Genomic DNA, 22,828 nt, shown 5'->3' with positions numbered 1-22,828 from the left:
GAGGTGGGGGCCGTCTTTTCGATGGGGCGAGCTTTCCGCGTGGCCGCCCGTGGGGGCCTCGTGGCGGTCAGCGGCCGACTCGGGTGTCCATCGGGCGGGGTTCGGACTTCGTCGTCGCCGCACCGCCGTCGATCGGGCCGACGCCGTAGAACGCCTCGCACGGGCCGCCGATGTAGTGCTCGAAGTCCGTGGCCACGTGGATCATGGACTTGCCGTCGGAGGTCGGCAGCAGCGACGGGCTGAAGTTCCGGCAGACGCTGCCCTGGTTGTAGCTGATCTGCACCGGGGCCGGGATCTCCTTCCACGGCCCGCCGAGGTCCTCGGGGTTCTCGTTGGCCATCACGGTCTTGCCGTTGCCCGGCGCCCAGCCGCCGTTGTCGCCGGCGAGCATCTGGTAGGCCAGCAGCAGCCGCCCGTTGGGGTTCGGGCCGGGCGCGAGCGCGATGGTCGGCGTGCCCAGCGGCTGCCCACCGGTGTCGGAGACGATCTCGGTGCCGAGGTCGTAGGGGTCGCCCCAGTCCCAGCCGTCGGAGGATTTGCGGATCCAGACCGTGCAGGTGTGCACCGGGTCGTAATTGCAGACCTCGTAGACCATCACGTAAGTGCCGTCCGGCAGCTTGCGGACGCCCGACATTCCGGGACGCACGGTGAACTTGTCGTTCTTCAGCATCTCCTTCGAATCGGTCCAATTGCGACCGTCCGAGGAACGCACCTGCATCAGCTTTTGATCGTGCTTCGGGTCGCCGTCATCGGAATAGAAGGCGACCAGATCTCCCTGCTCGGAAACCGTGAACTCGGGTTCCCACACGCCCGGCCCGACCGGCGCCCTCACGATGTCGGAGAGGTGGTTCCAGGTCTTGCCGTGGTCGTCGCTGCGCCACACCCGGATGCTGGACTGGCGTTCCTCGGCGTCGGCGCCGATCCCGGCGGTCCCGGCCCACAGCAGCGTTCCCGCCGGCATGTCGCCGACCTGCTCCGGCAGCTCGTACAGCGTCGAGCAGCACATGCCCTTGGTGTTCTCACCTGCGGGATCGTGGATCTCGGCGAGCGGTTGGAAGGTCTTGCCGTCGTCGCGGCTCTCGTGGACGACGGCGAAACCGGCGTTGTCGCGGTAGGTCGTCATGCTCGCCAGCACGCGCCCGTTGGCCTCGCCCGAGTGCTCCAGCCGCACCAGCCTCGGATAGCTGGAACCGCCGACGCGCAGCAGCTCACCCTTCTCGACGTCCTGCGTCCCGACATCACCGGGAGCGGGCGCGGATAACGCGATCTGCTGGAATCCGGCGGCCACCAATGCCGCCGAGAACAGCACGACCAACAAAGCGCGAACTTTCCGGACGACCATGCGCAATACCCCTCAACCGCGGGCGGATCAACCGTCAGCGGCGGAGAGGCTATCGCAGAAACATTCTGAATCGAGCCCTCTGAGAATTCCGTTCAGAGCAATTGGGCGGACGCAAATGGAGCAGTGGAAAGAATGCGAAACAAATGGCGATGAACTCCGTGAAAAGCGCGGAAGAAGAATCGGGCCCGCGGCTTGAAGATCGCCGCGGGCCCGTGCTCACTCCTCCTCGTCGGGCGAGGGCCCGCCGCGGATCGCGTACAGCGCGTTCTCCAGCTCGTCGGGCTTGACCAGCACGTCGCGCGCCTTGGACCCCTCCGACGGGCCGACCACCCCGCGCGATTCGAGCAGGTCCATCAGCCGACCGGCCTTGGCGAAGCCGACCCGCAGCTTGCGCTGCAACATCGAGGTGGACCCGAACTGGCTGGTCACGACGAGTTCGGCGGCCTGCAGCAGGACGTCGAGGTCGTCGCCGATGTCGGAGTCGACCTCCTTCTTCTCGCCCGCCTTGGCCGCGGTGACCCCGTCGGTGTAGTCCGGCTCGGCCTGGTCCTTGGTGTAGGCGACGATGCGGTGGATCTCGTCGTCGGCGACGAACGAGCCCTGCACGCGCACCGGCCTCGAGGCGCCCATCGGCAGGTAGAGCGCGTCGCCCATGCCGATCAGCTTCTCCGCACCCGGCTGGTCGAGGATGACCCGCGAGTCGGTCAGCGACGAGGTCGCGAACGCCAGCCGCGACGGCACGTTGGTCTTGATCAGGCCGGTGACCACGTCCACCGACGGCCGCTGCGTGGCCAGCACCAGGTGGATGCCCGCGGCGCGGGCCTTCTGCGTGATCCGCACGATCGCGTCCTCGACGTCGCGCGGTGCGGTCATCATCAGGTCCGCGAGCTCGTCGACGATCGCCAGGATGTAGGGGTAGGGCTTGTACTCGCGCTCGCTGCCCAGCGGCGCGGTGATCTCGCCCGACTTCACCTTCGCGTTGAAGTCGTCGATGTGCCGCACCCGGTTGGCCTGCATGTCCTGGTAGCGCTGCTCCATCTCCTCCACCAGCCAGGCCAGCGCGGCGGCGGCCTTCTTCGGCTGGGTGATGATGGGCGTGATCAGGTGCGGGATGCCCTCGTAGGGCGTCAGCTCCACCATCTTCGGGTCGATCAGGATCATCCTGACCTCTTGCGGGGTGGCCCGCGCCAGCAGCGACACCAGCATCGAGTTGACGAAGCTCGACTTACCGGAACCGGTCGAACCCGCGCACAGCAGGTGCGGCATCTTGGACAGGTTCGCGGTGACCATGTGGCCCTCGATGTCCTTGCCCAGGCCCATGACCAGCGGGTGCGAGTCCTTGGCGGCTTCCGAGGAGCGCAGCACGTCGCCGAGCCGCACCATCTCCCGGTCGCTGTTGGGCACCTCGATGCCCACCGCGGACTTGCCGGGGATCGGCGCGAGCAACCGCACGTTGTCGGTGGCCGCGGCGTAGGCGATGTTCTTGGTCAGCGCGGTGATCTTCTCGACCTTCACACCGGGACCGAGCTCGACCTCGTAGCGCGTGACGGTCGGCCCCCGGGTGAAGCCGGTGACCTGCGCGTCGATGTTGAACTGCTCCAGCACGGCCGTGATCGCCTCGATCATCGAGTCGTTGACCTTGCTGCGGCTCTTCGGCGGGTCGCCGTCGGTGAGCACGTCCAGCGGCGGCAGCTGGTAGTCGCCCTCGACGTCGCGGCTGATCTGCGGCCGGTCGCTGTCCTTCGGCGGCTTCTCGGCCTTCTCCGGCTTGGCGGCGGGGACCTCGACGGGCTTGGGCTTGGCGGCCTTGGCCGGTGGCTCCTCCGGGACGTCGTCGAGGGAGAGCTGCTTGTCCTCCTCCGACATCGCCGCCTGGCGGCGCCGGGACGGGCGGCGCAGCTTGACCGTCGACGGGTCGCCTTCGAGCTCGGCCTTGCTGGGCGCGGGCTCGAAGCCGTCCTCGTCGTCGTAGCCCTCGCCGCGCATCTTGGCCAGCACGTCGCGCACCGAGGACCCGGTGAGCACGAGCAGGCCGAACAGCCCGGCGATGACCAGCACCGGGACGGCGACGTAGCCGGTCAGGCCGTAGGACAGCGCGCCACCGGCGACGAATCCGAGCGCGCCCCCGGCGGTGGGCCATGCTTGGGACTCCAACGGGGAACCCGACAGGACGTGAATGGTTCCCAGCGTCGCGAACAGCAGCAGCACCGAGCCGATGACCACCCGCGGCCGGGCTTCGGGGCTGGTCTCGGTGCGCATCAGGACGATCGAGGTGATCAGCAGGACGATGGGCAGCACGATCGCGCCGATGCCGATGACCGAGCGCAGCGCCCAGTCGAACCAGTGACCGACCGGTCCGCCGGCCTTCCACCACACCCCGGCGGCCACGATCACGGCCAGCGCGAGGTAGATCAGCGCGACTCCGTCGCGGCGGTGGGCGGGGTCGAGTTCGCGGGTCTTGCCGACCGCGCGGACCACTCCGCCGAGTCCGCCACCTTGCTTCTTGGTGCTCTTGGCGGGGGTGCGCTTCGCGGGCGTCTTGCGCGGCGCGTGCGTCGATCCGGCACGCGGCTTGCTCTGCCCCTTGGACGACGAGGTCTTGGAAGCAGCGCTCTTCGACGCGGTGCTCTTGCCACGCTTCGCGGCGGTGCCGCTACGCTGCGTCGCCGCCTTGCCGCGCGACGAGCCCCGCCCCCCGTTAGTTGTCCGGCTCGCCATGCCCCACACGGTATCGGCACCTGCCTCTCCCGTCACAACAACCACAGGGGTTCGCGCCCTCTCGGCGCGCGAGCCATGAGATCCTTGCCCATCATGGTTGCCCTGCCCAGCGGCCCGGAGCCGACACACCGAAGCGACCGCGAGGACCTGTTCCGCGCCACGCCGAGGCTGTGGCGCGCGCTGATGCGCGTGGACCGCGCGGTGATCGCGCTGACGGGGCGGCTGGTCATCACCGGCGACGTGCCCGTTGAGCTGCGCGGACAGCCGCTGCTGATGGCGGCCAACCACGTCGGCAACCTGGATCCGCTGGTGCTGATCGCGGCCTGCGGGGAGCGGCGGATCGCGCCCCGGTTCGTGGCCACGGGCGGCTTGTTCGACGCGCCGGTGCTCGGCGCGGTCATGCGCGCCGGCCGGCACGTCCGCGCCGATCGCGGCAAGGCGACCGCCGCTGAAGCCCTGGACAAGGTGGTCGCGGCGCTCAAGGAGGACGTGAACCCGGTTCTGGTCTACCCGGAGGGGCGGATCACCCTGGAGCCGAACATGTGGCCCGAGCGCGGCAAGACCGGCGTGGCCCGCATGGCGCTGGCGGCGGGGACGAAGGTGGTCCCGGTCAGCCAGTGGGGTGCGCACGAGGCCATGTGCTACGGCATGGTCCGCGTGGAGAGCGCCCGCGACCTGTGGATCCTGTTGTCGTCCTGGCTGCGGGCGATCGCGCGCCGGCCGACGATGCGGGTCCACTTCGGCGCCCCGGTGGACCTCTCGGACCTGTCCGCGGATCGAGTCGGCGACGCCGCGCGCGCCCGCGACCGCATCATGCGCGCCATCACCGACGGCCTGGCCCCGCTGCGCATCGACGAGCCGGAATCCCCGCACCACCAGGACGCGACCCGCCCGGTCAACGACAAGCCCTCCCCCTGGTTGAGCAGGTAACCGAGCGGAAACGCGCTCGCCGCGACCATTGTGCGCCAACCGCACGTCACGACCTCGTCCCATCTCGTTAACTGTCCACACTGCATCGCCATCCATCACCGGCGAAAACCCGGACAGACGAGGACGACGCCGCCACCACCGCGCTGGCGCTCGGGCTGCTGATCGGCTCATCGCCGACGGTCGGCTCGGCATCCGCCGCGCCACCAGCACCCGAATTCACCCCGGCGCCGATCCAGTGGGGACCGTGCGCCAGCGAGTCGCTGCAGAAGGCCGGTGCCGAATGCGGCGCGGTCTCGGTTCCGCTGGACTACGCCGACCCGGCGGGCGAGCAGATCAAGCTCGCGGTCTCGCGCATCAAGCACACCGTCCCCGAAGACCAGTACCAGGGCGTCATGCTGGTCAACCCGGGCGGGCCCGGCGGTTCCGGGCTGAACCTGAGCGTGCTCGGCTCGTACGTGCCGAAGAACGCCGGCGCCGCCTACGACTGGATCGGCTTCGACCCGCGCGGTGTCGGTAACAGCGAACCCGCGCTGTCGTGCGACCCGAACTACTTCGGCTACGACCGGCCGCACTACGTGCCTGAGGCCGAGCTGGAGAAGACCTGGCTGGAGCGCTCCGAGGGCTACGCGAAGGCCTGCGGCAACGCCGGCAAGCTGCTCGACCACATCAAGACCACCGATTCGGTCGAGGACATGGAGAGCATCCGCAAGGCGCTGGGCCAGGAGCAGATCAACTACTACGGCTTCTCCTACGGCACCTACCTCGGGCAGGTCTACAGCACGCTGCACCCGGAGCGGATGCGCCGGCTGGTGATGGACGGCGTCGTCGACGTCGAGGACGTCTGGTACCAGGCGAACCTGAACCAGGACGTGGCGTTCGACCGCAACATCAAGATCTTCTTCGACTGGGTCGCCCGCAACGACGCGACCTACCACCTGGGCACCGGCGCCGACGTCGAGAAGCGCTACTACGAGCAGCTCGCCGCGCTGGACCAGAAGCCGGCCGGTGACGTGATCGGCTCGGCGGAGTGGACCGACCTGTTCCTGCAGGCCGGGTATTCGACGTCGGTGTGGCCGGAGCGCGCGCAGGCGTTCGCGGCGTGGGTCAACAACGGCGACTGGGCCCCGGCCAAGGCGCTCTACGACGACGCCAACACCCCGGGCGACGACAACGGCTACTCGATCTACACCGGAGTGCAGTGCACGGACGTGCAGTGGCCGACCAGCTGGGAGCAGTGGCGCCAGGACAACTGGGAAACCCACGCCGAGGCGCCCTTCGAAACCTGGGGCAACGCCTGGTACAACGCCCCGTGCCTGAACTGGCCCGCCAAGCCCGGCAAGCCCGTCGAGGTCGACGGCAGCGAGGTCGGCAGCGCGCTGCTCATCAGCGAAGAGCTCGACGCGGCCACCCCGTTCCCGGGCGCCCTGGAAGCCCGCAAGCGCTTCCCGAACGCCAGCCTCATCAGCCTCCCCGGCGGCACGACGCACTAGGGTTCGCTGAGCGGGAACGCCTGCGAGGACGACAAGATCGCGGACTACCTGCTCACCGGCGCCCTCCCGCCCCGCCAGACCGGCGAAGGCACGGACACCACCTGCGAACCGCTCCCGCAGCCGAACCCGGAAGCGGTCGGCGCCCAGTCCACCCACGGACAACCGGCGGTCCTGCAGGAAGCCCTGCAGTCCAACCACCACTGACGCGGTGACGCGAAACGGGCCGTCCTCCCCCGCGGAGACCGGCCCGTGCGCGTTGGACCATTGCGCCATCCAGGTGACCGACGAGGCGAATCCACTCACTCAGTAAGGTGATCGCGTTCATAATGTGCGCCGGTCCGAAACGCTGTGATCATCATCGGTGATCACCGAAGGTGGACCGGAAGCCAGACGTGCAACACGACGATGGGGGAACACCGCTGTGGCCGGGTTCGTAGTCGATCCTGCGGGACTGCAGAGTGCGATCAAACGCTTGGAGAAGATCCGGGACGACGCCCTCGCGATGGTCGACAGCGCCGCACGTGTGGAGCCGGGCGAGCTGACGGCCAAGGACACCTACACGAACAGGGCACGCCTGGCGATCACCGAACGAGCAGCGGGCGAAACGGGCTCGTTGCGGATGACGGCGCACGATCTGACCAAGAAGCTTCAGGAGAAGATCGACGCCTACAACGCGGTCCTCGCCGAGTACCAGGCTGCGGACGAGCACGGAAGTGACGTCCAGCGCCATGTCGCAAGCTAATGTGCCGGGCGTGATCCGAACCGTGACGACGAGGAGTGACGTGGTCAAGCGCAGCGCGATTCTCTGTGCAGGCGCAGTCTTCAGCGCCCTCACCGCCTGCGGCGGTGGTGGAACCGAAGGCTCCCCCGCACCGGAGGCGCAGCAGCCGAGCGGTGTCACGATCAGCGCACCGAAGGACGCGATGGCGACGGACCGTTGCGGCCTCCTGCCCGCCGACGCCGCGACCGGGCTCGGCCTTGCCCCGCAAGGCAAGGAGCAGTCCGATCCGCTGGATCCGGAAGCTCCCTCCCCGTGCGTCTGGAACTCCGAGGACGGCAAGAACCGCCTGTCACTGACCCCGCTCGATGGGCGCTCGATCCAGGCGTACTACGACAACAAGTCGAAGTACGCCGATTTCCAGGAGCTTTCGATCGCAGGGCACCCGTCGGTGCGGGCCAACCAGGGCGACCCCAAGCAGGACGGCACTTGCGACATCTTCGTCGCCACGAAGGAAGGCCAGATCTTGTCCGCACAGGCCCATGTGATGGACACGAGCCAAGACGCCTGCGGCATCGCGCAGAAGGCGCTTGAAGCCGCCGTTCCAACCCTTCCTGCTTCGAAGTAGCCATTGGGGGACAAGACAAATGCTCGACATGTGTTACGCGAGTAGCGCCAAGGAATACCGCAAGCAGATGGGCGGGGCCCCGGACGCCGCCAGCCTGCCTGCCCCCACCGACGAGGGTGTGAAGCGCTGGGAGAACGCCGCGAAGGCGTTCGACCAGATGGTCGAGGACATCGCCGCGGCGCTGCGCGATGCCGAGGCCGCGCACACGGGTCGTGCCGCCGAGGCCGCCAACGCCTCCATCGCCGAGATCCAGCCGCTCGCTCGGTCGGCGGCCGAGACCTCGCGCGGGGTCAAGGCAGCTCTGGAGGAGCAGAACACCTACCAGCGCGAGGCTTTTCAGGCTTTGCCTCGGCAGGACGATCCGCTGCCGAGCGGGAAGGGGGCGATCCTCGACCCACCGCAGAAGGGATGGGTCGAGGACTGGGGTCTCGACTCGAACCCGGTGACCGGCTGGATGTCGGACTACGAAGAGCGCCAGCAGGCCTACGTGGACACCAACCAGCAGGCCGACCAGGTCATGGAGCGCTACAGCCAGCAGACCGACGGCGTGATCGCGCGGCTGCCCGAGTTCGAGCCCGCGCACCAGCCGCCGCCCGCCGCCCCGCGGGTGTCGTCGTACCCGACCCCCGGCACGCATTCCGCTGGTGACAGCGGTTCTTCCTACTCGGGCGGCGGCTACTCCGCTCCGGCAGGCACGTCTTCGGCGTGGGCTTCGGCTCCCGCCGCCGCGCCTTCGGTGCACGCGCCGTCCGCTCCGCCTGCCGCCTCCAACCCGTCCTGGGCGACGCCGGGACCGGGCCTTCCCCCTGGTGTCGTGCGCGGTCCCGACGGCACGCTGTTCCGGCAGAACCCGCAGACCGGCGCGTGGGAACGGCAGAACCCGCACAACGGTCGCTGGGCTCCCTCCCCCAACGGCGGCCCCGGTGGTCGGCGCAGCGGAGAAGCCGCGGGGGCTCCCGCGGGTCGCGGTGCTGGTGGCCGGGCCGCGATGGGCAGTCTCGGTGCTACCGGTGGCGCGAACGCCTCCGGTGGTGCCGCCGGCCGGGCCGGGCAGGCCGGTGCGGGTGCCGGCGCCCGTGCCGGTCGCGGCAGGCAGGGCGAGTCCGAGGAGCAGGAGCACCAGCGTCCGGGCTGGTTGGTGGAGCAGGACGACGTGTTCACCAACGACATGCAGCGCACCGCCCCCGCCGTTTTCGGTGACGCCGACCAAGGCCGGTGATTCGTGGCCAGGCGTGAACTGAGCCTGCCTCCCGCCGCGGCGAACTACCTCTGCACCCGTTTCGACCTGCAACTCCACCCGCTGCTGCGGGTGGGCTGGCTACCGCTGGACGCCACCGAGCAGGATTGCCGCGAGGCGGCCGAGCTCGGTCGGCGCCAGCTGATCCAGCAGGGCCTGTTCGACGGCGACGAGCTGCACCCGTTCGTCGAGGACGCCGTGCGGCTTCTGGCCCGGCCGCCGCTGGCGGTCGGGGTCGCGGTCCACGCGCGGGAGGGCGAGAACTTCAACGCCGTGCTCGTCGAGTACGGCCGCAGCACCGTCCAGGCCTACCAGGCCGACGGTGAAACCCCCGACGACCTGCGGGAAATCCGCGTCAAGCGGCACCAGCACGGTGGTCCGGCGGGCAACGCGGTCAACCTGCTCGGCAGGATCACCGCCGCCGAGGACGCAGCGGTGTCCCTCCCCTACGCCCACCTCGAGCAGGTGAGCGGGCGGATGAGCGGCTCGGCGCGGACCCTGTCCGCCGCGCTGGGGTACGCGGGAGTCCGCGGTGCGCAAGCGAAGACGCTAATGAAGGCGTTCACGGCGAAGCGCAGCCTGGAAGGGCTCATCACCGTGCGGGCCTACGACGAGAAGGTCCGGCGCACGCGTTCCCTGCCGTTCAACGTGCAGTTCTTCGCCACCGAGGCCGGCTGCTACCTGGCCCAGCGCAAACCCGGCCGGGACGGGCAGGACTGGTACACCCTGGCTCCGGCCGATTCGCGGAAGCTCATCGGAACCGTCAACGAGATGATCCGATTGCTCACCAGCCCGGCGGCTCGGGTCTGAGACGCGGAGAAGGGCCGGCCTCGCAACGGAGGCCGGCCCTTCTTCGCCGTCGGTGTGTCGGCTCAGCCCTCTGTGATCGGAGCGTTGACGCACGCGCTGTTCTGCGGGGACCCGATCGGGGCCGTCAGCCCCAGAGCGGCGACGTTGTTGCCGCACGCCTGAACCGGCAACACGCTCACGTTGTTGTCGTTCAGCAGGTTCACCCCGTCGTTGTCCGCACTGTCGGCGAAAGCCGGGCCACCAATGGCCATGAGTGCCGTCGCTGCGGCGGCAGCGCCGAGAAGTCGAGCGGAAGTACGCACCTTCAGACCCCAATCTTCCGAGTGGTTTTCCAGCGGAACGAAGAAGCTCGAACCGACGAGTTTCACCCTCGCAGCGGATGTACCGATCAGCGCGGTGGGTCATTCCAAAGTGGCACGCGGTCCACACGAGAGGTGTTCGAAACGACCCAGCGTGAACGGGAAATCCGGACATTCCTCAGTGGAGATCGACACGACCGTGTAATGGGTGATTGAAATCCGGTACGAGCCACGATGTTCCGCCCTGCACGGCGGCTACCCGCGGTGATGCGAAAAAGCGAACGGGTTGGCTCGGAAGGATTTTCGAGCCAACCCGTTCAGGGGAAAGATCAGGATCCGACGGGGAGCACGTTCGGCACGATCATCGGGCGCCTGCGGTACTTCTCGGCCACCCAGCGGCCGACCACCCGGCGCACCGACTGCGCGATGCGGTGCGTGTCGGTGATGCCCTCGGCCTCGGTGCGCGCCAGCTCCATCTCCACCAGCGGCACCACGTCGTCCAGCGCCTTCGGGTCGTCGGAGAAACCGCGCCCGGAGATCGTCGGCGAGGACACCGCGCGCCCGTTCGTGGCGTCCACCGCGACCGTGATCGCGATGAAGCCGCCCTCGCCCAGCACCAACCGGTCCGACAGCGTCGACTCGCCCACGTCGCCCACAGACAGGCCGTCGACGTAGACGTGACCGACCTCGACGCGTCCCGCGATGCTCGCGATGCCGTCCACCAGGTCCACCACCACGCCGTCCTCGGCGATGACCACGCGATCGGCGGGCACGCCGGTCAGCCGCGCCAGCTCGGCGTTCGCGCGCAAGTGGCGCCACTCGCCGTGCACCGGCATCACGTTGCTCGGACGCACCGCGTTGTACAGGTACAGCAGCTCACCGGCGGAGGCGTGACCCGAGACGTGGACCTTCGCGTGGCCCTGGTGCACCACCTGCGCACCCAGCCGGACCAGGCCGTTGACCACGCCGAACACCGCGGTCTCGTTGCCCGGGATCAGCGAGCTGGCCAGCACCACCGTGTCACCGGCGCGGATGCCGATCTGCTTGTGCTCGCCGCGCGCCATCCGCGACAGCGCCGACAGCGGCTCGCCCTGCGAACCCGTCGAGACGAACGCGACCTCTTCCTCCGGCATCTCCAGCGCCTGGTCGAGGTCGACCAGCAGGCCGTCCGGCACGTTCAGCATGCCCAGATCGGCCGCGATGCCCATGTTGCGCACCATCGACCGGCCCACGAAGCAGACCTTGCGACCGTGCGTCTCAGCGACCTCCAGCACCTGCTGCACGCGGTGCACGTGGCTGGCGAAGCAGGCCACGATGACCCGCTGCGTCGCCTTGCCGATCACCCGGTCCAGCACCGGGCCGATCTCGCGCTCCGGCGTGACGAAGCCGGGCACCTCGGCGTTGGTGGAGTCGACCAGGAACAGGTCCACGCCCTCGTCGCCGAGCCGGGAGAACCCGGCCAGGTCGGTCAGCCGGCTGTCCAGCGGCAGCTGGTCCAGCTTGATGTCACCGGTGTGCAGCACGACCCCGGCGGGCGTGCGGATCGCGACCGCCAGCGCGTCCGGGATCGAGTGGTTGACCGCGAAGAACTCCAGCTCGAATGCACCGTGCGCGCTGCGCTGCCCCTCGGCGACCTCGATCAGCTCCGGGTTCAGCCGGTGCTCGCGGCACTTGGCCGCCAGCAGCGCCAGCGTGAACTTCGAGCCGACCACCGGCAGGTCCGGCCGCAACCGCAGCAGGAACGGCACCGCGCCGATGTGGTCCTCGTGGCCGTGCGTGAGCACCAGGGCCTCGATGTCGTCCAGCCGGTCCTCGATCGCGCCGAAGTCCGGCAGGATCAGGTCGACACCGGGCTGGTCGTCCTCCGGGAACAGCACGCCGCAGTCGACGATCAGCAGCCGGCCCTCGTGCTCGAAGACCGTCATGTTGCGGCCGACCTCGCCGATACCGCCCAGCGCGACGACCCTGAGACCACCTTCGGCCAACGGGCGTGGTGGTGCCGACGAAGTCGGCGTCACCGGGTGGTACTCGGTGGCTGTCGCCTGTGCGCTCAACGCTGTGTCACCTCTGTGCTGCGTCCGGGTTGACCAATACCAGGCCAGCATCCCACAGGTCGCTGGTGATCAGCCGCACCTGCTCCTCCGTGGCGGCGGGCAGCGGCAGCCTCGGCTGGCCCGTCTCGTAGCCGCACAGCCGCAGCGCGGTCTTGGCGAAGATGACGCCGCCGACGAAGTTCATCGAGCGGTACACCGGGAGCAGTCCCTTGTGGACCTCCAGAGCCCCTGCGACATCACCGGATTCGTAGGAGTCGAGCATCTTGCGGAGCCGGTCGCCGACCACGTGACCGATCACGCTGACGAAGCCGACCGCGCCCACCGACAGCCACGGCAGGTTCAGCGGGTCCTCGCCGGAGTAGTAGGCCAGACCGGCGTCGTTCATCGCCTCGCTGCCCGCCCACAGGTCGTGCTTGGAGTCCTTCACCGCCACGATCTGCGGGTGCTCGGCCAGCCGCTTGAGGGTGTCGACCTGGATCGGCACCACGCTGCGCGGCGGGATGTCATAGAGCATCACCGGCAGCTCGGTGGCGTCGGCGACCGTCCAGAAGTGCTGGTAGAGGCCTTCCTGCGGCGGCCGGGAGTAGTAGGGGGTCACGACCAGCAGGCCGTGCGCACCGGCCTTCTCGGCGGAGCGCGCCAGCTCCACGGAGTGCTCGGTGTTGTTGGTGCCGGCACCGGCGACGACGGTCGCCCGGTCGCCCACCGCCTCGACCACCGCGCGAAGCAGCTGCTCCTTCTCCTGATCGGTGGTGGTGGGGCTCTCACCGGTGGTGCCGTTGACGACCAGCCCGTCGTTGCCGACGTTGTCGACCAGGTAAGCGGCGAGCTCCTGCGCCACTTTCAGGTCGACCTTCCCGTCTTCGTCGAACGGCGTGACCATGGCGGTCAGGACGCGGCCGAACGGGCGGCCCGGAATGGCGGTGGGGCAGTCGGTCATGGCCCTGACGCTACCTGGTCAGGGGCCTGCCGAAGACAGCCGGACCGAGCTGAACCGAGCCCGCCGGAAAGGTGTTTCCGACGGGCTCGAACAGGCGTGTTTCTTTCGGCTTACCAGGGCCCTGACGAGCAGTTTTCCTAGAACGAGCGGCGCAGGTCCTGCATCGCCATGATGTCGGCCTCGTTGCCCTCGAAGGTGACCTTCGCTTCGCTCCGGCCGAAGGCGTAGAGCAGGAGCTCGGCGGGCTCGCCGATGATGCGCACCGTGCGCGGGCCGCGCTTGGCCTGGATCTCGGTGCCGTCGGTGCGGCGCAGCACCACGCCCACCGGGCTGCGGCCGTAGAACATCCGCGCGACCCGCCCCAGCGACTTCCACAGGGCCTCGTCGCGGACCTCGTCGGCGGGACGCGGCTGCCAGTTCGGCTGCGCGCGGCGGACGTCCTCGTGGTGCACGAAGAACTCGGCCGCGTTGACCGTCTCGTCGACCCCGCCGATGCTCATCGGGTTCCACTTGGGCGGGCCCTGCCGCACCTGGTCGACCAGCTCCGGCCAGGCGAGCCCGCGCAGCTCCTGCTCGGCGCGCTCACCGCGCTCGGCCAGCGCCTTGATCAACCTGCCGGCGAGGGCGTCCGGCCGGCGCTCGCGCACCACCAGGTGCACCGCGAGGTCCCTGGTCGCCCACCCCTCGCACAGCGTCGGCGCGTCCGGGCCGACTTGCTCGAACAGCTCGCACAACAGCTGGCGTTCATCGCTGGCCACACCCATGCCGCACACTCTAAACGCCGAGCGGCCCAGGCGTCCGCCACGTCACCGATCGAGACGAAAACGGCACCCGCGGTTTCCCGGCGGGTGCCGTTGCGACATCAGGAGCGGCGCGCGGGTCCAGGAGGCGCGCACGGATCAGGACGTTCGTCAGCCCTCGCTGACGAAGGGGCTGGAGGCCACCTCCGTGCCGTCCTTGAGGGTGGTGATCTCGAAGTCGCTGAAGACGTTCGGGGCGGCCTTCTGCAGCTGCTTCAGGCACTCCACGGCCAGGCCGCGGATCTCCACGTCCGCGTGCTCCGAGGCGCGCATCGCGACGAAGTGCCGCCAAGCGCGGTAGTTGCCGGTGACCACGATGCGGGTCTCGGTGGCGTTGGGCAGCACCGAGCGGGCCGCCTGCCGGGCCTGCTTGCGGCGCAGGGTCATCTTCGGCTCGTCGGCGAACTTCTCCTCCAGCGCGGCCAGCAGGTCGCGGTAGGCCTGCGCGCTCGCCTCGGCGGCCTGGACGAACTTCTCGTGCAGCTCCGGGTCCTCGGCGATGACGTCGGGCTCGACCATCGCCGCGTCGCCCTCCGGGACGTAGCGCTGCGAGAGCTGCGAGTAGGAGAAGTGCCGGTGCCGGATCAGCTCGTGGGTCAGCGAGCGGGACATCCCGGTGAGGTAGAACGTCACCGACCCGTGCTCCAGCACGGACAGGTGGCCGACCTCCAGGATGTGCTTGAGGTAGCCGGCGTTGGTGGCCGTGGCCGGGTTCGGCTTGCGCCACGACTGGTAGCACGCCCGGCCCGCGAACTCCGCCAGCGCCTGACCGCCGTCGGCATCGGTCGACCAGTCCACGTCCTCCGGCGGGAAGAACTCGGTCTTGCCGATCAGCTGCACCTTCGGCCGCACAATCTCGGTCACGACGGGCGTGCCCCTCTCCTGCTCTGACGACTCCCCATGTGCTGCCCGGAAGCCTAACCAGCGGGCCGGACGAGATCCCCTGACGCCATTTGACACCATCGGGCGGTTGCATGACGTCACCGACGACGGCACAGTGGTGTCATGGATCTGAACCCCTACATCGACCAGCTTCGCGAAGACCTCACCTCCGCCGCTGCCGCAGGCGACGACCAGACGCGGCAAACGGCGGCGGTGCTGTCCGGCGCGATCGAGCCGGCCGCACGGCTGGCGATCATGAACGCACTGTCCGACCTCGCGGCCGAGGTCACGACGAACCTCGACGGGCAGGTCGTGGACCTGCGACTGGACGGCCGCGACATCCGCGTCGTGGTCAGCGGTGGCAGCACTCCCAGCACCACGGGCGACGAGGCCGAACCCCCACCACCTCCGCCGCCCAGCGGCGACAACGGCGACATCAGCCGCATCACGCTGCGACTCATGGAGGAGATCAAGTCGCAGGCCGAGCAAGCGGCCTCCGCGCAGGGCGTCTCGCTGAACACCTTCGTCGCGCAGGCCGTGCAGGGCGCGCTGCAGGGGCGCGGCCGCGGCGGCCCGTGGGACAGGCCCCGCCGCGGTGGTCGCGGCGGACACGGTCACGGGCCCGGCGGTCACGGGCGTGGTCGCGGTGGCCCGTGGGACGGCCCCGGCTTCGGCGGCTGGCCCGGCGGCGAGGGCGGCGGCTCCCGCGTTCGCGGCTGGGTGCAGGGCTGACCTGGTGACATGGCGGAAAGGCGGCTTGAGATGACCGAGAACAACGATTCCAACGACGAACCGGACCTGAACCAGGAGTGGGCCGAGGCCGAGGAAGAGCTCACCGACCTGCTGCGCAGCCAGGACTTCGACACCGACAGCCCGATCCGGATCGACATCGGCAACAACCGCGGCTCCGTCGTGGTCGAGCTCGCCGAGACGGCGGTGACGCACGTCGAGGTCAGGCACGACCCGTCCTCGACCGGCCAGGACTGGCAGAACGGCCTGTCCGGGTTGCTGAGCTGGGTCACCGAGCAGTTCGGCGCCGCCGGCCCGACCGGCGGGCGAGGCGGTTTCGACCTCGGCAACCTGCCACGAGAGCCGGTCGTCGAGGCGGTCCGGCGCACGCGGATCGACCTGAGCAGCGGCCGGCTGGTCGTGCGGGCACCGTCCAACGCACCGCTGCGCGGTGTTCCGCTCGCGGTGCGGGTGACCGCGCCGCTCGGCTCCGAGGTGGGTGTGCAGAGCGGATCCGCCGAGGTCTCGGTGAGCGGCGCGGCCGGGAAGGTCAACGTGCAGGCCGGGACGGGAACCGTCGCGGTCGAGGAGGCCGCTGACCGGGCGACCGTGCGCAGCGGCTCCGGGCACCTCCGGCTGGGGACCATGCGCGGCGGCGTGCACGCGCGCTCCGGGCGCGGTGACATCGAGGTCGGCGCCATCGGGGCACCGTCGTCGGTGGCCAACGGGTCGGGCGCCATCTGGCTCGGCGAGGTCTCCGGTGACGTGCTGGTGCGCACCGGCAGCGGCGACATCACCGTGGCCGACGCCGTCGACGGGCAGGTCGAGCTGATCACCGGGTCCGGTGAGCTGCAGGTCTCGATCCACGGCGGAACGGCCGCCGAGGTCGACCTCACCTCCTCGACCGGTGCCGCGCGCAGCGACCTGGACGTCGCCGATCAGCCACCGGAGACGGAGCCGACGCTGCGGGTCTTCGGCCGCACCGGCAGCGGGGACGCGGTGCTGACCACCGCCGGCTGATTCCCGCTACGCCGCTGCGAGTTCGGCGTTCAGCGGGCGGATGAGGTCACCGCGCTCCCCGACGACCACGTCGTCGAGGCCGAGCCAGGCCGCCATGTCGCGCAACGCGGCGGCCAGCTCGGGCGCGACGCGTCCGGCGTCGCGCCCGGGTTCGAGGAAGGCCCCGGGGACCCGGAGCACGCCCGCCGACCGGTCGGCCTTGAGGTCGACGCGGCCGACGAGCTCACCGTCGAGGAGGAAGGGGAAGACGTAGTAGCCGTACTGCCGCTTGGGCTCCGGGACGTAGATCTCGATGCGGTAGCGGAAGCCGAAGATCCTCTCGGCGCGAGCACGTTCCCAGATCAGCGGGTCGAACGGGCACAGCGGAGCCCGTCCGGTGATCTTGCGGGGAGAGCGGGCGTCGACGTGCCGGTAGGCGGGCTGGCGCCACCCGTGCACCACCACGGGCTCCAGCACGCCGTCCTCGACGAGCTCCGCGACCGCCTGCTTCGACTGGTCCGGGGACAGCCGGTAGTAGTCGCGCAGATCGGTTTCGGTACCGATGCCCAAGGCTTCGGCGGAGCGCTCCACCAGCGCGCGCACGGCTTCGGAATCCTCGGGCTCGTGCGCGAGGATTCCGGCGGGCAGCACGCGTTCCGGCAGGTCGTAGAGCCGTTCGAAACCCCGGCGGGTGCCGGTCGTCAGCTCCCCCATCGCGAACAGCAGCTCGCAGACCCGCTTGGTGTCGGTGCGGTTCCACCAGGGTCCGCGCCCCTGCCGCTCGCCACCGCCGAGCTCGCGTTCCAGCTGGCCCGCCCCGATCGGGCCGAGCTCCTTGACCGCGCTGAGCACGTCGTTGACCAGCTCGGGGTTCTGCTCCAGCAGTTCGCGGGAGCGCTTGCGCCACGCGCCGCCGTACTCGCGCATCCGCCAGCGCAGCAGCGGCCAGTCCTCGACGGGGATCAGCGACGCCTCGTGCGCCCAGTACTCGACGAGCATCCGGGGCTGCCGGGAGGTGTGCGACCACGCAGCGGTGTCGACCAGCTCGGCCGGGTAGCCGCCGAGTCTGCTGAACAGCGGCATGTAGTGGGCGCGGACCGCGACGTTGACCGAATCCAGCTGCAGCAGCTTGGTTCGGGACAGCGCCCGCTGGAGGTGCCTCCGGGTCACCACTCCTCGTGGCCGGGGGTCGGCGAAGCCCTGAGCGGCCAGCGCCATTCGACGTGCCGTGTCGTTGCTGATGGTCTGCACGCGCAGGATCGTGCCACCACTCCCCGACAGTCCAGCGCTCCCCTGACTGAGCACTGTTGATGTGGTCACCTTGCGTGGCGGTGCGGGTGGCGGAACCTGAGCGGCTCCGCCGCATCCGTTGGCAGGCTCTAGCCAACCCTCCCGACGGTGAGTGATGGGCTGGGTGCCGACCGTCAGCGGACGACACGTTAGGTTGTCGCGCATGGCCGAAGCCGACGTGCGCGAAGCTGTGGCGTCCGATGCCTCCGAGATCGCGCGCATTCAGGTCGAGACGTGGCTGACCGCCTACGCCGAGATCCTCCCGCCCGCGGTCCTGGCCGGACTGGACAGCGCCCAAGCCGAGCGCGAATGGCGAGAAGCCGTCACGTCCGGCGCCGCGACCGTGCTGCTCGCGATCGAGGGACGCTGGACCGTGGGTTTCTGCGCGGCAGGCCCGGCCCCGGAGTCCGAGGTCGCCGCCGCGGACGGCGCGCTACCCCCGGACGCGACGACGACCGTGCTGGTCAGCGCCTTGTTGGTGGAACCGCGCTGGGGTCGTCGGGGCCACGCCGGACGGCTGCTCGGGACGATGGGACGCCAGTTCGCCGAGCGCGGTGCCACGCGTGGCATCGCGTGGGTCCCGGAGTCGGATTCGGCGTCGTTGTCGTTCTACCGCGGTGCGGGCTGGTCGCCGGACGGTACTGTGCGCACGTTGGACGCGGGCGGGCGCCCGCTTCGCGAAATGCGCCTGACCGGTCCGCTCGAATTCGAGTTCGAGCACCACTGACGCCTGCCCATCCGGAGCCGAACGTGCTGACGATCATCGGGTTGCTCTCCACCACCTTCGGTGTGTCGGTGGCGTCCGCGCTGCTCCCGCTGATCAGCGTCGAGCTGTTCGCGGTGGGCCTGGTCCTCAAGGAGCCCAGCATCCCGTGGTGGGTGTTGGCGCTGGTGATCGCCACGGGTCAGATCGGCGGCAAGCTCCTGCACTTCTACGCCGCCCGCGGCGCCATCCGCCTGCCCAAGTTCCTGCACCGCAAGAAGAAGCGGGAGGACCCGGAGGCCAAGGGCCGCTGGAAGACGTGGCTGGAGTCGTTCCGGGAGAACTGCCGCAACCGCCCGGTCTGGGCGGGCGCGGTCCTGCTGGTCAGCGCCCTGGCCAGCCTCCCCCCGTTCGCGGCGGTGGCCATCGTCGCCGGCTGGGCCAAGGTCCCGGTGACGACGTTCCTGATCACCGGTTTCGTAGGCCGCTTCGCCCGGTTCGGAGCACTCGCAGCAGCCCCCACAGCAATGGCCGCCTGGCTCTAAGACACGGTGCACGGAGCCGCATTCTCTTTTCCCACCTGGGACGCTTGCACCGCGGTGCCGTCCCCTTCGGGGGATTTCTGAGCGGCTTCGTGGCGAACACGCCGCGACGCCGTGTATTCCGCTACTGGCACCGCCAAGGAGACGGACCACTCCACAGCCCTACCGCCGCCCCCTCGCAGTGGGGTGGGAGGGGGCGGCGGTCCCTCAGGGGAGGGTGGGCAGGGCGGGGAGGCCGAGGCGGGCGGGGACGCCCAGGACCGAGTCGATCAAGCCGAAGACCGGCACGCCGACCGGGGCGAACGTCCACTTGTCGTTGAGGTCGCCGGTGTCGGGCTCGTCGACGATGGCCGGTCCGTCCTGGGCCGGAGCCGGGGCCGCCGCCGGAGCGGCCAGGGCTGCCGGGGCGGTGGTGCAGAGGGCGGCCCCGACCAGGAGCGAGGCGGTGATGGCGCGGGATGCGGTGTTGTTCATGCGGGTTCCCTTCGTTGCTGCCGATCTGCCGCGCGGTGCGCGGGCCACGCGGCAGGAGCGGACGTACTTCCTGGTCAGCCGGCCAGGATGGCGACGACCGGCGCGAGCAGCTGGGTGGGCAGCTGCACGGTCGGGGTGAGCACGGCGCCGAGGTCGACGCCGGGCAGGACCCACACCGACTCGGCGTTGGCGACGCCACCGGTGAGCAGCGCGGCACTCACGGCGATGGCGACCGCGGTGGCGGCACGGCGGATGGACGTGGACATGTTCGTTCCTCCCTTTTCCTCACCACCGGCCGCAGCCGGTGGAAGATCAGCAGACGGCGTCCGAGGGCTTGGGGTTGCCGAGTCCGAACAGCGGTCGCAGCGCGACACCGGCGTAGGTGCCGACGATGGCCATCACGCCCCACAGCCAGCCGTGCAGGCTGAACGAGGCGACGCCGGAGAAGTAGGCACCGATGTTGCAGCCGCCCGCGAAGCGCGCGCCGATGCCCATCAGGATTCCGCCGAGCACGGCGCCGACGGCCATCCGCCACGGGATCTTGCGGTGGAGGGTGAACGCACCGGCCAGCGCGGCGGCGATCAGCGCGCCGACCATGATCCCGAAGTCCATCACCGAGATCCGGTCGGCGAGCACCGAAGCGGTGAGCTTCGCGGCGTTCTCCGGGTCCTGCCAGAAGGGGGCTCCGGAGACGTCGATCCCGATCCAGCCGAGGATCTTCGCGCCCCACAGGCCGAACGCCGAGGTGATGCCCCACGAGTTGCCGGAGACGAACAGCGTCACCGCGTTGAGCACGGCCAGCAGCACCGCGCCCACCCACAGCGGCCAGGAGCCGCGCAGCGCGCGCAGCACGCCCTTGGCGATCGGCGGCTGGTCGATCGGCGGAGGCGTGCGGCGCCGCTCGACCAGCAGCGACACCCCGACGACGACACCGATGATGACCAGCGTGAACAGCACTCCGCCGACGTAGCCCAGCGGGGTTTCGGCCAGCGAGACCTTCGGGCCGATGCCCTGCACCGTCTTGATGAACGGCGAGATGAAGGCGGTGAGCACCGATCCGGCGATGAACCCGCCGAGGGTGAAGATGATCGCGGTCTGCCCGCTGCCGACGGCGAAGAGCGTGCCGGACGCGCAGGAACCGCCGACCTGCATGCCGACGCCGAACAGGAACGCTCCGAACACCACGCCCAGCCCGGCGGTCTGCAGCTGGGGTTCGGGGGTGCCGGAAAGCGAGTAGCCGCTGCCGAGGATTCCCGCGAACAGCACGGCCGCCACGCCCAGCATCAGCATGTGCGCGCGGATCGCCCTCCCCTGGCCGACGGTGATCAGCTGCCGCCAGGCGGAGGTGAAGCCGAACCGGGAGTGGAACAGCACCAGTCCCAGGGCCAGACCGACCGCGTAGAGCACGGTCATCTTCCAGCCGGCCGCGTTGGCCACGGCCAGGCCGAGCACGACGGCGATGGTGATGCCGATCGCGACGACGCCGCGTTGCGCGGGCGGCGCCGTGCGAACCGGCGGCGGGGCCGGTCTTTCAACGTCCACAACAGACATGTGCACTCCTACTTCTCCGTGAGCGGACCTGAGATGGCCACGATCGTCCCCTGCGGGATCCACTGGCCGAGGTTTCCGCCATGCTCGTGTCCGCCCATGTGCATGACGTCGACCTGGGCGGACGCGTAGATGGTGACCTCGCCGGTGAGGTTCTCGCCGCGGGCGCGCGCCCACTGCCGGTATCCCGACAGCGACGGCGGGTCGCCGAAGGTGTTGGCCTGGGTCATCCCGTAGGTGAGGGCGCCGCGGTCGCGCGGGTCGAACCGCAGCGGCAACACCGCGCCCGCGGTCGAGTTCACCACCGGACCGTGCAACAGCCAGGGCGCGAGGTGCATTCCGTACAGGAAGCTCGCCCGTTCCAGGGTGTGGGACGCCTTCGCCCAGCCCGAGACCAGCACCAACGCCCCGTCGGGGTGGTCGCTGACGGGCAGGCCGCGGTGGGCGGCTTCGGCGAGCACGACATCGGTCGCGGCCTTGCCGCGCGGTGTGCCGTCGCCCACGACGGAGATCGAGGGCGCCTCCAGGTCGGCGAGGTAGGAGACCTGCTTGCGCAGCGCGTCGGCGTCTTCGGCGAGCAGTTCGACGTCCGGGCAGGTCACCGGGCCGGGCGCCGCGGCGGCGATGGCGCCGAGGGCGGCGCTGGCGCACTCGGGGTCGGCCGATCCGGGGACCTCGGGCAGGTCACCGGTGTCGACTTCGACGGTCCCGCTGTCGGTTCCGCGCCGGATCACCAGGTCGCTGCCGCCGGGCGGTAGGTCGACCTCGGCCCACGTGCCGCTGGTGCCGGGCACCGGAACGGCCCGCGAGACCCGGTCGCCCTGCTCGACGGTGATGCCCGCGCCAGCGCTTTCCGGGAAGTGCACCAGGTTCCGGCCGACGCGCTGCGGGCTGACCAGCACGGGTGCGCCCGCCGCTTGGGCGATCCGGGCGGTGCCGGGGACGGGCAGCTCGTGCGGTGCGGGGATGCCGGGCAGGGTGGCCCAGGCGAGGACGACGGCGAGCACGCCGATCGCGCCGAAGCGGTAGGCGCGGCGTTCCTCCCGCAGCGCGAGGGTCAACGCCAGCACGGCGGCAGCGCCGATCACGAGCACCAGCACGGTGATCCCGTACCCGGTGGTCCAGAGCCTGCGGTCGAAGACGCCGGAGAGTACCAGCTGCCCGATGCCCGCTCCGACCAGCGCGATCGCGGCGGTCAGCGCGATGGGGCGCGGCCGCAGTCCGCTGTCGGGCGCCCAGTTCTTGGCCAGCGCCAGGCCGAACCAGACGACGGCGACCGCGACGAAGATCGTGTCGAGGAAGAAGGCCAGCGAGGTGTGGCCGAGGGCGGCTTCGGCGATGAGCAGCAGCGCCAGGGCGAAGCCGAGGAAGGTCGAGGGGCCGCGCCAGCGCAGCGCGACGGGCACGGCGAGCGCGAGCACCACGTGGGTGATCGCGAAGCCGGTGTTGATGTGCAGGACCGCGGCGGACAGCCCGGCCAGGGCGGCGGTGCCGACGCCTGCGATCCAGGCGGACCACGGGCGCATCTCCGCTCCGGCGCGCAGCAGGCCGATGCCTGCGACCAGCGGGGTGCCGGTCAGCAGCAGCACGCGCAGCACCAGCGCGAGGTAGTCCACACTGGACACTCCGGTGTGGGTGTGCATGTGTTCCACGTCCGCTCTCGTTCGGAAGGGCTGGGGAGGTGGGTGGCCGCCG

The 22,828-nt window shown here is 70.1% G+C and carries 21 protein-coding genes and 1 pseudogene; 10 read left to right on the top strand and 12 right to left on the bottom strand.

Features of this window, described 5'->3' with window-relative positions; all coding sequences use genetic code 11:
- Nucleotides 1-67 precede the first annotated feature (67 nt).
- A complete protein-coding gene (locus R4I43_RS06160) occupies nucleotides 68-1,309 on the bottom strand; it encodes a sialidase family protein (RefSeq protein ID WP_324264648.1) in 1,242 nt (413 codons plus the stop codon).
- A 249-nt stretch (nucleotides 1,310-1,558) separates the two neighbouring features.
- Nucleotides 1,559-4,060 (bottom strand): FtsK/SpoIIIE family DNA translocase, encoded by a 2,502-nt coding sequence (locus tag R4I43_RS06155; protein ID WP_324264532.1) that lies wholly within the window; start codon nucleotides 4,058-4,060, stop codon nucleotides 1,559-1,561.
- A gap of 183 nt (nucleotides 4,061-4,243) precedes the next feature.
- On the opposite strand from R4I43_RS06155, the gene R4I43_RS06150 reads away from it, so the two are divergent.
- The 6 genes and pseudogenes from R4I43_RS06150 to R4I43_RS06125 all read left to right on the top strand — a co-directional run bounded on the left by R4I43_RS06150 (nucleotide 4,244) and on the right by R4I43_RS06125 (nucleotide 9,873).
- Nucleotides 4,244-4,990, top strand: a complete 747-nt coding sequence (locus tag R4I43_RS06150) for a lysophospholipid acyltransferase family protein (RefSeq protein ID WP_324264647.1) — start codon at nucleotides 4,244-4,246, stop codon at nucleotides 4,988-4,990.
- A gap of 143 nt (nucleotides 4,991-5,133) precedes the next feature.
- Nucleotides 5,134-6,684: pseudogene (locus tag R4I43_RS06145) on the top strand (alpha/beta hydrolase).
- A gap of 268 nt (nucleotides 6,685-6,952) precedes the next feature.
- On the top strand, nucleotides 6,953-7,222 hold the full coding sequence (locus R4I43_RS06140) for a hypothetical protein (protein WP_324264531.1): 270 nt from the start codon (nucleotides 6,953-6,955) through the stop codon (nucleotides 7,220-7,222).
- Nucleotides 7,223-7,262: 40 nt separating this feature from the next.
- Nucleotides 7,263-7,826, top strand: a complete 564-nt coding sequence (locus tag R4I43_RS06135) for a DUF3558 domain-containing protein (RefSeq protein WP_324264530.1) — start codon at nucleotides 7,263-7,265, stop codon at nucleotides 7,824-7,826.
- A gap of 28 nt (nucleotides 7,827-7,854) precedes the next feature.
- A complete protein-coding gene (locus R4I43_RS06130; RefSeq protein ID WP_324264529.1) occupies nucleotides 7,855-9,045 on the top strand; it encodes a hypothetical protein in 1,191 nt (396 codons plus the stop codon).
- 3 nt (nucleotides 9,046-9,048) lie between these two features.
- Complete coding sequence (locus R4I43_RS06125) at nucleotides 9,049-9,873, top strand: ESX secretion-associated protein EspG (RefSeq protein WP_324264528.1); 825 nt, start codon at nucleotides 9,049-9,051, stop codon at nucleotides 9,871-9,873.
- 62 nt (nucleotides 9,874-9,935) lie between these two features.
- On the opposite strand, the gene R4I43_RS06120 is transcribed toward R4I43_RS06125, so the two are convergent.
- From R4I43_RS06120 to thyX, 5 genes are all read right to left on the bottom strand, one after another.
- Nucleotides 9,936-10,241, bottom strand: coding sequence for a hypothetical protein (locus R4I43_RS06120; protein ID WP_324264527.1), 306 nt, complete (start codon nucleotides 10,239-10,241; stop codon nucleotides 9,936-9,938).
- Nucleotides 10,242-10,501: 260 nt separating this feature from the next.
- The gene (locus tag R4I43_RS06115; protein WP_324264526.1) at nucleotides 10,502-12,226 is read right to left on the bottom strand and encodes a ribonuclease J; all 1,725 of its coding nucleotides are present in this window, start codon (nucleotides 12,224-12,226) and stop codon (nucleotides 10,502-10,504) included.
- Between the two features lie 7 nt (nucleotides 12,227-12,233).
- Entirely contained in the window at nucleotides 12,234-13,166 is a 933-nt protein-coding gene (gene dapA / locus R4I43_RS06110; RefSeq protein WP_324264525.1) for a 4-hydroxy-tetrahydrodipicolinate synthase, read from the bottom strand.
- Nucleotides 13,167-13,303: 137 nt separating this feature from the next.
- The gene (locus R4I43_RS06105; protein WP_324264524.1) at nucleotides 13,304-13,930 is read right to left on the bottom strand and encodes a TIGR03085 family metal-binding protein; all 627 of its coding nucleotides are present in this window, start codon (nucleotides 13,928-13,930) and stop codon (nucleotides 13,304-13,306) included.
- 147 nt (nucleotides 13,931-14,077) lie between these two features.
- Complete coding sequence (gene thyX / locus R4I43_RS06100) at nucleotides 14,078-14,830, bottom strand: FAD-dependent thymidylate synthase (RefSeq protein WP_324264523.1); 753 nt, start codon at nucleotides 14,828-14,830, stop codon at nucleotides 14,078-14,080.
- Nucleotides 14,831-14,971: 141 nt separating this feature from the next.
- Between thyX and R4I43_RS06095 the strand changes: the two genes are divergently transcribed.
- Nucleotides 14,972-15,580, top strand: coding sequence for a toxin-antitoxin system HicB family antitoxin (locus R4I43_RS06095; RefSeq protein WP_324264522.1), 609 nt, complete (start codon nucleotides 14,972-14,974; stop codon nucleotides 15,578-15,580).
- Nucleotides 15,581-15,610: 30 nt separating this feature from the next.
- The gene (locus R4I43_RS06090; protein WP_324264521.1) at nucleotides 15,611-16,597 is read left to right on the top strand and encodes a DUF4097 family beta strand repeat-containing protein; all 987 of its coding nucleotides are present in this window, start codon (nucleotides 15,611-15,613) and stop codon (nucleotides 16,595-16,597) included.
- Between the two features lie 6 nt (nucleotides 16,598-16,603).
- Here the strand turns inward: R4I43_RS06090 and R4I43_RS06085 are convergent, their stop codons facing one another.
- Nucleotides 16,604-17,827, bottom strand: a complete 1,224-nt coding sequence (locus R4I43_RS06085) for a winged helix-turn-helix domain-containing protein (protein ID WP_324264520.1) — start codon at nucleotides 17,825-17,827, stop codon at nucleotides 16,604-16,606.
- A 202-nt stretch (nucleotides 17,828-18,029) separates the two neighbouring features.
- On the opposite strand from R4I43_RS06085, the gene R4I43_RS06080 reads away from it, so the two are divergent.
- Both R4I43_RS06080 and R4I43_RS06075 read left to right on the top strand, forming a co-directional pair.
- Nucleotides 18,030-18,593 carry a GNAT family N-acetyltransferase gene (locus tag R4I43_RS06080; RefSeq protein ID WP_324264519.1) on the top strand — a complete coding sequence of 188 codons (564 nt, stop codon included), beginning with the start codon at nucleotides 18,030-18,032 and terminating at the stop codon, nucleotides 18,591-18,593.
- Nucleotides 18,594-18,616: 23 nt separating this feature from the next.
- The gene (locus R4I43_RS06075; RefSeq protein WP_324264518.1) at nucleotides 18,617-19,114 is read left to right on the top strand and encodes a VTT domain-containing protein; all 498 of its coding nucleotides are present in this window, start codon (nucleotides 18,617-18,619) and stop codon (nucleotides 19,112-19,114) included.
- 204 nt (nucleotides 19,115-19,318) lie between these two features.
- Here the strand turns inward: R4I43_RS06075 and R4I43_RS06070 are convergent, their stop codons facing one another.
- From R4I43_RS06070 to R4I43_RS06055, 4 genes are all read right to left on the bottom strand, one after another.
- Nucleotides 19,319-19,585, bottom strand: coding sequence for a hypothetical protein (locus R4I43_RS06070; protein ID WP_324264517.1), 267 nt, complete (start codon nucleotides 19,583-19,585; stop codon nucleotides 19,319-19,321).
- A 74-nt stretch (nucleotides 19,586-19,659) separates the two neighbouring features.
- Nucleotides 19,660-19,851, bottom strand: a complete 192-nt coding sequence (locus R4I43_RS06065) for a hypothetical protein (RefSeq protein ID WP_324264516.1) — start codon at nucleotides 19,849-19,851, stop codon at nucleotides 19,660-19,662.
- A 46-nt stretch (nucleotides 19,852-19,897) separates the two neighbouring features.
- Nucleotides 19,898-21,136, bottom strand: a complete 1,239-nt coding sequence (locus tag R4I43_RS06060; protein ID WP_324264515.1) for a YeeE/YedE family protein — start codon at nucleotides 21,134-21,136, stop codon at nucleotides 19,898-19,900.
- 8 nt (nucleotides 21,137-21,144) lie between these two features.
- A complete protein-coding gene (locus tag R4I43_RS06055; protein ID WP_324264646.1) occupies nucleotides 21,145-22,776 on the bottom strand; it encodes a hypothetical protein in 1,632 nt (543 codons plus the stop codon).
- Nucleotides 22,777-22,828 lie beyond the last annotated feature (52 nt).

This window comes from Saccharopolyspora mangrovi, from assembly GCF_035320975.1.
Lineage (GTDB): Bacteria > Actinomycetota > Actinomycetes > Mycobacteriales > Pseudonocardiaceae > Saccharopolyspora > Saccharopolyspora mangrovi.
This window is presented reverse-complemented; position numbering and strand designations above follow the sequence as displayed.

Bases quoted from the DNA above. Each gene is read 5' to 3' on its own strand.
- R4I43_RS06155 (WP_324264532.1), bottom strand. From the start codon at position 4,060: ATGGCGAGCCGGACAACTAACGGGGGGCGGGGCTCGTCGCGCGGCAAG.
- R4I43_RS06150 (WP_324264647.1), top strand. From the start codon at position 4,244: ATGCGCGTGGACCGCGCGGTGATCGCGCTGACGGGGCGGCTGGTCATC.
- R4I43_RS06130 (WP_324264529.1), top strand. From the start codon at position 7,855: ATGTGTTACGCGAGTAGCGCCAAGGAATACCGCAAGCAGATGGGCGGG.
- dapA (WP_324264525.1), bottom strand. From the start codon at position 13,166: ATGACCGACTGCCCCACCGCCATTCCGGGCCGCCCGTTCGGCCGCGTC.
- R4I43_RS06105 (WP_324264524.1), bottom strand. From the start codon at position 13,930: ATGGGTGTGGCCAGCGATGAACGCCAGCTGTTGTGCGAGCTGTTCGAG.
- R4I43_RS06095 (WP_324264522.1), top strand. From the start codon at position 14,972: ATGGATCTGAACCCCTACATCGACCAGCTTCGCGAAGACCTCACCTCC.
- R4I43_RS06090 (WP_324264521.1), top strand. From the start codon at position 15,611: ATGACCGAGAACAACGATTCCAACGACGAACCGGACCTGAACCAGGAG.
- R4I43_RS06080 (WP_324264519.1), top strand. From the start codon at position 18,030: ATGGCCGAAGCCGACGTGCGCGAAGCTGTGGCGTCCGATGCCTCCGAG.
- R4I43_RS06070 (WP_324264517.1), bottom strand. From the start codon at position 19,585: ATGAACAACACCGCATCCCGCGCCATCACCGCCTCGCTCCTGGTCGGG.
- R4I43_RS06065 (WP_324264516.1), bottom strand. From the start codon at position 19,851: ATGTCCACGTCCATCCGCCGTGCCGCCACCGCGGTCGCCATCGCCGTG.
- R4I43_RS06060 (WP_324264515.1), bottom strand. From the start codon at position 21,136: ATGTCTGTTGTGGACGTTGAAAGACCGGCCCCGCCGCCGGTTCGCACG.
- R4I43_RS06055 (WP_324264646.1), bottom strand. From the start codon at position 22,776: ATGCACACCCACACCGGAGTGTCCAGTGTGGACTACCTCGCGCTGGTG.